14 protein-coding genes are annotated in these 10560 nt (G+C 70.9%); 11 read left to right on the top strand and 3 right to left on the bottom strand.

Going from position 1 to position 10560, the window contains the following annotated elements:
• The 3 genes from AB0I41_RS24545 to AB0I41_RS24535 all read left to right on the top strand — a co-directional run.
• The coding region (locus AB0I41_RS24545) for a VOC family protein (protein ID WP_357111851.1) at positions 1 to 167 on the top strand (167 nt) is incomplete at its 5' end.
• Between the two features lie 197 nt (positions 168 to 364).
• Positions 365 to 1159, top strand: coding sequence for a hypothetical protein (locus tag AB0I41_RS24540; protein WP_357111827.1), 795 nt, complete (start codon positions 365 to 367; stop codon positions 1157 to 1159).
• Positions 1160 to 1203: 44 nt separating this feature from the next.
• On the top strand, positions 1204 to 1497 hold the full coding sequence (locus tag AB0I41_RS24535; RefSeq protein WP_357111824.1) for a hypothetical protein: 294 nt from the start codon (positions 1204 to 1206) through the stop codon (positions 1495 to 1497).
• A 171-nt stretch (positions 1498 to 1668) separates the two neighbouring features.
• On the opposite strand, the gene AB0I41_RS24530 is transcribed toward AB0I41_RS24535, so the two are convergent.
• The 3 genes from AB0I41_RS24530 to AB0I41_RS24520 form a co-directional block, all read right to left on the bottom strand.
• Positions 1669 to 2184: an SMI1/KNR4 family protein gene (locus AB0I41_RS24530; protein WP_357111821.1), complete on the bottom strand. Its 516-nt coding sequence runs from the start codon at positions 2182 to 2184 to the stop codon at positions 1669 to 1671.
• Positions 2185 to 2252: 68 nt separating this feature from the next.
• On the bottom strand, positions 2253 to 2441 hold the full coding sequence (locus tag AB0I41_RS24525) for a DUF397 domain-containing protein (protein WP_357111818.1): 189 nt from the start codon (positions 2439 to 2441) through the stop codon (positions 2253 to 2255).
• Complete coding sequence (locus AB0I41_RS24520) at positions 2428 to 3225, bottom strand: helix-turn-helix transcriptional regulator (RefSeq protein WP_357111815.1); 798 nt, start codon at positions 3223 to 3225, stop codon at positions 2428 to 2430. The genes AB0I41_RS24525 and AB0I41_RS24520 overlap by 14 nt, the downstream gene beginning before the upstream one ends.
• A 229-nt stretch (positions 3226 to 3454) precedes the next feature.
• Between AB0I41_RS24520 and AB0I41_RS24515 the strand changes: the two genes are divergently transcribed.
• From AB0I41_RS24515 to AB0I41_RS24480, 8 genes are all read left to right on the top strand, one after another.
• Complete coding sequence (locus tag AB0I41_RS24515; RefSeq protein ID WP_357111812.1) at positions 3455 to 3643, top strand: hypothetical protein; 189 nt, start codon at positions 3455 to 3457, stop codon at positions 3641 to 3643.
• Entirely contained in the window at positions 3640 to 3939 is a 300-nt protein-coding gene (locus AB0I41_RS24510) for a hypothetical protein (protein ID WP_357111809.1), read from the top strand. The genes AB0I41_RS24515 and AB0I41_RS24510 overlap by 4 nt, the downstream gene beginning before the upstream one ends.
• A complete protein-coding gene (locus tag AB0I41_RS24505) occupies positions 3939 to 4187 on the top strand; it encodes a flavin reductase (protein WP_357111806.1) in 249 nt (82 codons plus the stop codon). The genes AB0I41_RS24510 and AB0I41_RS24505 overlap by 1 nt, the downstream gene beginning before the upstream one ends.
• 348 nt (positions 4188 to 4535) lie before the next feature.
• Positions 4536 to 6128: an amino acid permease gene (locus AB0I41_RS24500; protein WP_357111803.1), complete on the top strand. Its 1593-nt coding sequence runs from the start codon at positions 4536 to 4538 to the stop codon at positions 6126 to 6128.
• 98 nt (positions 6129 to 6226) lie between these two features.
• The gene (locus AB0I41_RS24495; RefSeq protein ID WP_357111800.1) at positions 6227 to 7591 is read left to right on the top strand and encodes a glutamine synthetase family protein; all 1365 of its coding nucleotides are present in this window, start codon (positions 6227 to 6229) and stop codon (positions 7589 to 7591) included.
• A 124-nt stretch (positions 7592 to 7715) separates the two neighbouring features.
• Complete coding sequence (locus AB0I41_RS24490) at positions 7716 to 9071, top strand: aldehyde dehydrogenase family protein (protein WP_357111797.1); 1356 nt, start codon at positions 7716 to 7718, stop codon at positions 9069 to 9071.
• Positions 9072 to 9073: 2 nt separating this feature from the next.
• Positions 9074 to 9841: a 3-oxoacyl-ACP reductase gene (locus AB0I41_RS24485; RefSeq protein WP_357111794.1), complete on the top strand. Its 768-nt coding sequence runs from the start codon at positions 9074 to 9076 to the stop codon at positions 9839 to 9841.
• Positions 9838 to 10530 (top strand): gamma-glutamyl-gamma-aminobutyrate hydrolase family protein, encoded by a 693-nt coding sequence (locus AB0I41_RS24480; protein WP_357111791.1) that lies wholly within the window; start codon positions 9838 to 9840, stop codon positions 10528 to 10530. Before AB0I41_RS24485 ends, AB0I41_RS24480 begins: the two co-directional genes overlap by 4 nt.
• Positions 10531 to 10560 lie beyond the last annotated feature (30 nt).

Raw genomic sequence — 10560 nt, 5'->3', positions numbered from 1 at the left:
GGGTCCACTTCGACTGGAAGCCCGACGGGCGGTCCCGCGACGAGGAGGTCGAGCGGGCCGTCAGCCTCGGCGCCGCGATCCACGAGGACCACCGCAGTCCCGAGGATCGCGGCTGGGTAACTCTGCGTGACCCCGAGGGCAATGAGTTCTGCATCGAACGGCAATGAATTCAGCAGAGGCACACCAAAACCGGATGCACGGTCATCGGCATGTCCGGATGCTAGCCACGGAGACGACCGCCAGCGCGGAGGGTGACGAGCCGACGAGCGGTCAGCGCGCACTGGCGGCGGCAGATGTGTGCGCCTCAAGCGCGTCGGCGGTTGTATGGTCGACGCCTTGATCGGCGGGAGGGCGGCGGCCGGACATGCGGGTGACGATGACGAGCGCTGCGGCACGGACCGGCCACGCGAACGAGGACTTCACTGGCGCCGTACCGACGGCAGCGGTGCTGATCGACGGTGCCGGCATCTCCGGCACCGAATCGATCTGCCGGCACGGCGTGGCCTGGTACGCCAACCGCCTGGGAGGCGGCCTCCTCAGCCTCTTGTCACTCGTGCGGGACCGCAGCCTTTCGGCGCTGCTCGCCGAGGCCATCGAGCAGGTGACGGACGATCACCGGGACACCTGCGACGTCGCCGACCCCATCAGTCCGTCGGCGACCGTAGCCATCCTGCGCCTGTCCGACGGCCTCGCCGAGCACCTGGTGCTCGGTGACTCGGTCCTCGTGCTCGACAGAGCAGACGGTGCGCCGCGCGTCGTCTCCGATCCCCGGGAGGTGATCATCAGCCGGTCTTACCAATCCGCGCTCGAGGCCACCGCCGAGGGTAGCGACGAGTACCACCGAGTCCTGCGGGACCTGCGTGCCAACCGGAACCAGCCGGGCGGCTTCTGGCTGGCCAAGGACGACCCGCGGGCGGCGGACGAGGCGATCATCGGAAGCAGTCTGATCTCCGAGCTGACCGGTGCCGTCCTGCTCAGCAATGGAGCCAGCCGCATCGTTGACCGGTTCCGGCTCGCCGACTGGCCAGGGGTCATGGCCGTCCTGGCGTCGAACGGACCCGCCGAAATCATCCACCGCGTCCGGCAGGCGGAGGCGCGCCACGCGGTGGCGGCGGACGATGCGACGATCGCACACTGTACCGACCTCGGCGAGGCCTGACCGTCGCCAGCGGAGCCTGCCGACTCGCGTGAGAACATGCGTCCATGAGCAGCGACGTCGCCCTCGATGTGAGCGCCCTGGCGATCAACGTCACGATCCCCGAGGGGCTCCGCTGGACCGACACTCGACGCGGTGAGGAGTTCACGCTGACCACACTCAACGTCCGGCTTCTCCCCGACGGGCGCCTCGCGGCAAAGGCCTACGGCCGACCGACCGGCGGCGGCCGCGGCACATACGTCTCGTTTCCCGTGCCCAACAGGCCCGAGCTGGTGGCCCTAGTCGACAAAGCTGCCAGCCGCGCGGGCGCGCTGTGGGCCGCCCACCGCGGTCTCAGCTGAAGGTTCGACTGCTGCGACGCGGCAGGCGCGTCGACCCACCAGTCTCGTAGGCGCACGGGCTGCAGCAGACGCGACCTGAACCGCGCCGAGCGCGCTCGCTCAGCGGCAGATTCGGACGTCGGGCGGAGGCAGATCGGTGAGGGTGCAGCGGCCGTACGGATCCCCGCGTGCCTACCTGGTTGCGGAATTGACGAGCACTGTCAACGCGGGTAGCTCGGCATCGGCGGCGGCGATCAGTGCCTCGACGGTCCGTGGCGCAGTGCCGGTGTATCGCTGAGCGATAGCGACGAGTTCCGGGACGGGCTCGGGCACGCGGTGAAGGCCGTCGACAGTCTCCAAGGGTCCAACGCCGTTCGCCAGCAGCCAGAGGTAGTCACCCAGGTCGCGGGCGATGACCTGCAGTTCGCCCTCCGAACCGAGGAACACGATAGGTTGTGTTTCGATTGCGGCCCCCGGCGCACGGATCCAGAAGGCAGCCAACCCGCCGGACCCGTCGCGTCCGAAGACCCGAAACGGTGGGACGCCGACGGCCGGGTCGCCGGTCCAGTGACGCCACCACTCGGTGGTCTCGCCGGACCACATGAACATGTCGTCCGGCTGGAAGTCGTGGCCGTCGTGGTCCTCGAAGAATCCCGACGCGTGTGCTTCTTCGACCACGGCCGGCAGTGTTCGGTCCTCCTCGGTCACCAGGCGATCCTACGCAGACGGACACGAGGCCCCCAGCGTCGTGCTGGGATCCTCACTTGCGTTGGTGGTCAGCGCTGCTTGGCGAAGCCGACGAACGCCTGCCAGGTCGCCGGCTCGAAGGCGAGCACCGGGCCTGCCGGGTCCTTGCTGTCGCGGACGGCCACCAAGTCGGGCAGATTGTCGGCCACCTCGACGCAGTCGCCACCGGCCGTGTTGCTCCGGGTGGACTTCCTCCACTGAGCGTTACTGAGGTCCATGCTGGCTCTCTACTTTCTTCATCAAGGCGGCCGATAGGGTTCGCGGGAGGGCGACACCTCTCACGCTCTCCCATATCGCCAGAAGCGTAGCCACTCCAGCCTCGTTGTCGACTACGGAGCCACCAAGCTGATTGTCCATGTGCCCCACCCAGTTCCCGTCCGCTGACCTGGCCAGCGCAAGTGGCCCCGACAGCCCGACGTGCAGCCCGGCGTCGACTGGGATGACGTGGATGTGTATGTGGGGTAGTTCGGCCATGCGCAGCAGGTGCGCCAGCTGTTCGGCCATGATCGCGTCGGTGCGACGAAGAGCAGGCTCGTCGATGACGGCGACGACCTGGGGAGGGCGCTCGCGGGTCAGGATCTCCTGCCGCTCCATCCGTGAGGCCACCTGCTTCTCGACCTCGTCCTCCGGTTTCGTGTCGTCGAAGCGCAGCACCGCGCGGGCGTAGTTCGCCGTCTGGAGCAGCCCGGGGATCAGGGTGGGATTGAAGTACCGGAGCTGAATGGCGGCGCGCTCAGCCTCCAACCATGGTCGGAACCATGAGGGTTGGCCTTCTCGTTGAGCCATCCGGAGCAGCGAAACGAACAGACCGTCGGTCTCCAGAACCTCGTCCGCCCGACTGGCATACGCCAGATCGAGCGGGCGGGTTCCCGTCTCCACTGCGGAGACCGTCGACGCTGAGTAGTTCGCCCGCCGCCCGAACTCCTCTTGATTCATGCCGATCAGCGCCCGCTGCTTGCGGAGCTGCGCGCGGATCAGATCGGCAGTCTTCTCACCTTCCATAGTTCCTCCAGAGATTGACCAAGATCGCCAAGCGTCGCCAGACGCAGCGCCAGGCCGACAGACCATCGCCGTGTCCGGGATCAACGCCTTCCGACAGTAGTGCCGTCCTCAACAGACTGTCACTCATGCGGACCTGCTCGTCGCCGGACGGGGCTCGGGCGGGTTCTGCGGGGTCGCTCCCTTCCCCCGTACGGGAGCGGCCCCTTCCCACCTTCCCGAGGAGGTCGACGTGCGCAACCTGCTTCGCTGGTACCGGTGCCGGTCCAATGCCCTGCCCCCACTGCCGAAGCGGGTACGCGGCACGAACCTGCCCGAGTGGATGCGCCAGCCGACCCGCCCCCTGCCGATCCAGGGCCCCGGCCGTGCCGGCAACCTGACGCCGGCCCAACAGTGGCGGGCGAGGGGCGGTCGCTCGTGAGGGCGCTCAACATCAGGAACGGCCGGATGATCGGCGGGCACATCGCCTACAGCCCGCACTGGGTCTGCGATACCTGCGGCGACCCGTGGCCCTGCCGGACCTTCCGGTCGATACCCCAGGAACGGCTGGACAGGGCCAACCTGATCTCGGTCATGGCGCTGCTGATGGGGACGGCCATCCGCGACCTGCGAGGCAGGCCCGAGGGACCGGAGCCGCCCGAGATCGTCAAGCGCTTCCTCTGGTTCCTGCCCCTGAACGACGAGGAGGCGCGGGCCATCGCGTTGAGGATGCGCTGATGTGCCGCCGGCCGATTCCGCACGCCCCCATGCGTCCGCTCTGGCGGTGCCGTAACTGCGCAGCCGAGTGGCCCTGCCAGCCGGCGCGGCTCGCCCTGCTCGTCGAGTACCGGGACGACCGGACCGGGCTGCTGGTCTACCTGGGTGGGCTGATGGCCGAGGCGACCGACCAGCTCGCTCAGCTCCACCCGCAGACCAGGCTCGACCTCACCGAGCGCTTCCTCGCCTGGGCCAGGGCCCGCGGCTGACCACCCTCCCACCCGAATGAGGAGAGCCCGGTGGCCAGGGCCCCTTCTCCCCGGAGCGGAACCGCCCGGACGGAAGGGGCGGCGGCGCGGGGCACCCGTCGGGTACGGCGGAGCACGCCGTACGTGAGAGAGAGGTGGGTGCCCCGCGCCGTCGCGGACCGGGCGTTGCCGAGCGCCCGGTGGAGGCCCGTCGCGATCGGGCCTGGTCACGGGCTCAAGCATGCGGCCGGACCGGCCCGGGCGGCAACCCGATTTGCGAGTTCGGCACCCGCGACGGATTGACCGCCGTGATCGACGGGACGAGACTCGGGCGCACTCGTACCGGGGACCACCTCGAGGAGGTGTGCAGTGGCCACGACGCCCTCGCCGACCGCCGAGCAACCGATGGACGACGACGCCCGACGACTCGCCGAACTCGGCTACCAGCAGGAGCTGCACCGCAAGTGGAGCGGCTTCTCCAACTTCGCCATCTCGTTCTCGATCATCTCGATCCTGGCCGGCTGCTTCACCACCTTCGGCCAGGCGTGGAACAACGGCGGCCCGGTCGCCATCTCCTGGGGCTGGCCGCTGATCTCGCTGTTCATCCTGATCATCGGTTTCTGCCTGGCCGAGCTGGTCTCGGCGTACCCGACCGCGGGCGGCATCTACTGGTGGGCGGCGAAGATGGGCCGCCCGGTGCACGGCTGGTTCACCGGCTGGCTCAACCTGATCGGGCTGGTCGCGGTCACCGCGTCGGTGGACTACGGCTGCGCCACCTTCCTCAACCTCACCCTGTCGGCGCTCTTCGACGGCTGGGCGGGGACGCTGCGCCAGGCATTTCTGCTCTTCGTGGTCATCCTGGTGCTGCACGGGCTGATCAACATCTTCGGGCACCGGATCATCGACGTGCTCCAGAACGTCTCGGTCTGGTGGCACGTGGCCGGCGCGGCCGCCGTGGTGGCGATCCTGCTGCTGGTGCCGGACGACCACCAGAGCTTCCGGTTCGTCTTCACCGAGCGGTTCAACAACTCCGGCTTCGGCGACGGCGACACCGGCGGGCTGACCTTCTGGTTCTACGTGCTGCCGCTGGGCTTCCTGCTCACCCAGTACACGATCACCGGCTTCGACGCCTGCGCGCACGTCTCCGAGGAGACCCGGGGCGCGTCGCAGGCCGCCGCCAAGGGGCTCTGGCGGTCGATCTTCTATTCCGCGGTCGGCGGCTGGATCCTGCTGCTCGCCTTCCTCTTCGCCGCCACCGACGTGGACGCCATCAACTCCGCCGACGGATTCTCCGGGGCGATCTTCGAGACCGCGCTGACACCGTTCTTCTTCAAGGCGGTCATCATCATCTCCACCATCGGCCAGTTCTTCTGCGGGATGAGCTGCGTGACCTCGATGAGCCGGATGGCGTACGCGTTCAGCCGGGACCGCGCGGTGCCCGGCTGGCGGCTCTGGTCGAAGGTGGACCGCAACGGCACCCCGGTCAACGCGATCGTCGGCGCCACCCTGGCCGGCCTGCTGCTCACCCTGCCCGCCCTCTACGAGAGCCCCGGCGGGGTCCCGGTCGCCTTCTACGCGGTGGTGTCGGTGGCGGTGATCGGCCTCTACCTGTCGTTCGTCATCCCGATCGCGCTGCGGCTGCGGATGGGAGACCGGTTCCAGCCCGGACCGTGGACGCTGGGCCCGAAGTACAAGCTCCTCGGCTGGATCGCGGTGGTCGAGATAGCGGTCATCTCGGTCTACTTCGTGCTGCCGATCGTCCCCGCCGGGGTGCCCGGCAACGCCGACTTCAGCTGGTCGGCGGTGAACTACGCGCCGCTGGCCGTGGGCGGGGTGCTGCTGCTGGTGGCCGTCTGGTGGTACGCCTCGGCCCGGAAGTGGTTCACCGGCCCCCGTCGTACCGTCGATCTCCCGGCGCCGCGAGCGGCCACGGACGCCGCGCCCGCCGACGAGCCGGCCTGACCACGCCCGACCCGGGCCCCGGGGTTTGCCGGAGCCCGGAACGGGGGCATTGACGGTGATCGCGGGAACCAGTAGACCTTGGTGATGGAGGCGCGCCGATGAGGAAAGCTCCGCTCACGCTGGAACAACTGCGCGTCGCGGTCGCCGATGGCGAGCTGGACACCGTGGTCCTCGCCCTGGTCGACATGCAGGGCCGGTTGCAGGGCAAACGGTTCCACGCCCCCTACTTTCTCGACCAGGTGGTCGCGCACGGCAGCGAGGGTTGCAACTATCTGCTCGCCGTGGACGTCGACATGAACACCGTCGACGGGTACGCGATGTCGAGCTGGGATCGCGGCTACGGCGACTTCGCCATGCGGCCCGACCTGGCCACGCTGCGCCGGGTGCCCTGGCAGCCGGGCACCGCCATGCTGCTGGCCGACCTGGAGTGGCTGGACGGCGGCGGCCCGGTGGTCGCCTCGCCCCGGCAGATCCTGCGCCGCCAGCTCGACCGGCTGGCCGCCCACGGGCTGACCGCGTACGCCGGCACCGAGCTGGAGTTCGTCCTCTTCCGCGACTCGTACGAGGACGCCTGGCGGCGCGGCTACCGCGAACTCACCCCGGCCAACCAGTACAACGTGGACTACTCGCTGCTCGGCACCGCCCGGGTGGAGCCGCTGCTGCGCCGCATCCGCACCGAGATGGCCGGCGCGGGGCTGACCCCGGAGAGCGCCAAGGGCGAGTGCAACCTCGGCCAGCACGAGATCGCCTTCCGCTACGACGAGGCGGTGGCCTGCGCCGACCACCACGTCATCTACAAGAACGGGGCCAAGGAGATCGCCGCCCAGGAGGGCATGTCGATCACCTTCATGGCGAAGCCGAACGAGCGCGAGGGCAGCTCCTGCCACATCCACTTCTCGCTGCGGGACGCCGACGGCCGCTCAGTGATGCTCGGCGACGGGCCCGCGCACCTGTCGGTGACCGGGCAGCGGGTGCTGGCCGGGCTGCTCGACACCATGCGCGAGCTGAGCCTGTTCTTCGCGCCGAACGTCAACTCCTACAAGCGCTACCAGCCCGGCTCGTTCGCCCCGACCGCGCTGCGCTGGGGCACCGACAACCGCACCTGCGCGCTGCGGCTGGTCGGCCACGGGCCGGGGATGCGGGTGGAGAACCGGGTGCCGGGCGCGGACGTCAACCCGTACCTGGCGATCGCGGCGCTGGTCGCCGGGGCGGTGCACGGCATCGAACGGGAGCTGGAGTTGGGCGAGGAGTGCCGCGGCAACGCGTACGACGACCGGGCCGCCGAGCGGGTCCCCGCCACCCTCCGCGACGCTCTCACCGGGTGGGAATCCTCGGCGGTGGCGAAGGACGCCTTCGGCGACGAGGTGGTCGCCCACTACGCCAACCTGGCGAAGGTCGAACTGGCCGCCTTCGACGCCGCCGTCACCGACTGGGAGCTCACCCGTGGCTTCGAACGCCTCTGACGCCCCCCCCGCCCCCCCGCGCCCCCGCCGCGCGATCTTGCACTTCGTGCCCGCGGTTCGTGGAGATGGGCCGCTTTTGTCGGGGCGGCAACGGCAAGATCGCCGAGTGCGGGGAGGGTGACGGGTGACGGAGGTCAGGAATCCGGCGACGGGGGAGGTCGTCGCGCGGGTGGCGGGGAGCACAGTCGCCGAGGTGGACGGGGCGATCTCGCGGGCGGCTGCGGCGTACGAGACGTGGCGGGGCGTGGCGCCGGGGGACCGGGCGCGGGTGCTGCGGCGGTTCGCGGCGGTGGTGGACGCGCACCTGGAGGAGTTGGCGCAGTTGGAGGTGCGCAACGCGGGGCACACGATCGGGAACGCCCGCTGGGAGGCGGGCAACGTCCGGGACGTGCTCGACTACTATGCCGGCGCCCCGGAGCGGTTGACCGGCCGGCAGATCCCCGTGCCTGGCGGGCTGGACGTCACCTTCCACGAGCCGCTCGGCGTGGTCGGGGTGATCGTGCCGTGGAACTTCCCGATGCCGATCGCCGGCTGGGGCTTCGCCCCGGCGCTCGCCGCCGGCAACACGGTGGTGCTCAAGCCCGCCGAGCTGACCCCGCTGACCGCGCTGCGGCTGGCCGAGCTGGCGGTCGAGGCGGGCCTGCCGGCGGGGGTGTTCACCGTGCTGCCGGGGTCGGGCGGCGTGGTGGGGGAGCGGTTCGTCACCCACCCCGCCGTGCGCAAGGTCTGCTTCACCGGTTCCACCGAGGTCGGCACCCGGATCATGGCCGGCTGCGCCGAGCAGGTGAAGCGGGTGACCCTGGAGCTGGGCGGCAAGAGCGCCAACCTGGTCTTCGCCGACGCCGACCTGCCGAAGGCGGCCGCCGCCGCCCCGTACGCGGTCTTCGACAACGCCGGTCAGGACTGCTGCGCCCGCTCCCGGATCCTGGTCCAGCGAGCGGTGTACGACCGTTTCCTCGAACTCCTCGAACCGGCCGTGCGTGCCTTCCGGGTGGCCGACCCGGCCGCCGAGAGCACCGAGATGGGCCCGCTGATCTCGGCCGCGCACCGGGACCGGGTCGCCGGGTACGTCGACGGTGCGAAGGTCGCCTTCACCGGCTCGTGCCCCGACGGCCCCGGCTTCTGGCATGCCCCGACCGTGCTGCTCGCCGATTCCCCGGCCGACCGGCACTGGCGGGAGGAGGTCTTCGGTCCGGTGGTGTCGGTGCTCCCGTTCGACGACGAGGCCGACGCGATCCGGCTGGCCAACGACACCGAGTACGGCCTCTCCGGGTCGATCTGGACCCGCGACGTCGGCCGGGCGCTGCGGGTGGCCCGCGCGGTCGAGTCGGGCAACCTGAGCGTCAACTCGCACTCCTCGGTGCGGTACTGGACCCCGTTCGGCGGCATGAAGCGTTCCGGGCTCGGCCGTGAGCTGGGCCCGGACGCGCTGCACGCCTTCACCGACGTCAAGAACGTGTTCATCAGCACAGAGGAGTGAGCGTGCAGCAACGACTGGCGGACCGGGTCGCCGTGGTGACCGGGGCGGGCAGCGGGATCGGGCTGGCCACCGTACGGCGGTTCGCCGCCGAGGGGGCGCGGGTGGTCTGCGTCGACATCGACGCCGAGGCCGGCGAGCGGGCCGCCGACGAGGTGGGCGGCGAGTTCGTCGCCTGTGACGTGGCCGACGAGGCGTCCGTCCGGGAGCTCTTCGACGGCGTGGTGCGGCGGCACGGCCGGGTGGACGTGGCGTTCAACAACGCGGGCATCTCCCCGCCCGACGACGACTCCATCCTGGAGACCGGCCTGGACGCCTGGGAGCGGGTGCTGCGGGTCAACACCACCAGCGTCTATCTCTGCTGCAAGTACGTCATCCCGCACATGCGGCGGCAGGGCAAGGGGTCGATCATCAACACCGCCTCGTTCGTCGCGCTGATGGGGGCGGCCACCTCGCAGATCGCGTACACGGCGAGCAAGGGCGGGGTGCTGGCGATGACCCGGGAGCTGGGCGTGCAGTTCGCCCGGGAGGGGATCCGGGTCAACGCGCTCTGCCCCGGCCCGGTCGCCACCCCGCTGCTGCTGGAGCTGTTCGCCAAGGACCCGGAGCGGGCCGCCCGCCGGCTGGTGCACGTGCCGATGGGGCGGTTCGGCGCCCCGGAGGAGATCGCCGCCGCGGTCGCCTTCCTGGCCAGCGACGACGCGTCGTTCATGACCGCCGCGCAGTTCGTGGTGGACGGCGGCATCACCGGCGCGTACGTCACCCCGCTGTGAGCCGACCGCTGATCGGGATCAGCGCGTACGTCGAGCCGGCCGCCTGGGCGGTGTGGCGGGACGTGCCGGCGACGCTGGTGCCGCAGGCGTACGTCCGGGCGGTCACCGCGGCCGGCGGCCGGGCCGTGGTGCTGCCCCCGGACGACGTGGACGCCGACGCGGTCCGGGTGCTCGACGGGCTGGTCCTGGCCGGCGGCGCCGACGTCGGCCCGGAGCGGTACGACCGGCCGCCCGACCCGCGTACCGAGCCCCGGCCGGACCGGGACGCGGGCGAGCTGACACTGCTCGCCGGCGCGCTCGCCGCCGACCTGCCGGTGCTGGGCATCTGCCGGGGCATGCAGCTGCTGGCGGTCGCCCACGGCGGGGTGCTGCACCAGCACCTGCCGGACGTCGTCGGTCACGACCGGCACCGCCCGGCCCCCGGCCGGTACGGCGCGCACCCGGTCCGGTTCGCGCCCGGCAGTTTGGCGGGTGCGGTGATGGCCGGGGTGGACCGGGTCAACTCCTACCACCACCAGGGGATCGCCGACCCGGGGCGGCTCACCGCCACCGGCTGGGCGGACGACGGGGTGGTCGAGGCGGTCGAGGACCCGCGGCGGCGCTTCCTGCTCGGCGTGCAGTGGCATCCGGAGAACGAAACCGATCCCCGCCCGGTGACCGCCCTGGTCCGCGCCGCCCGTTCCGGATGACGGGAAGGCGTCCCGGCGAGCGGCGTCGGG

The sequence above is a fragment of the Micromonospora sp. NPDC050200 genome (genome assembly GCF_040656135.1).
In the GTDB taxonomy this organism is placed as follows: Bacteria; Actinomycetota; Actinomycetes; order Mycobacteriales; family Micromonosporaceae; genus Micromonospora.
This window is presented reverse-complemented; position numbering and strand designations above follow the sequence as displayed.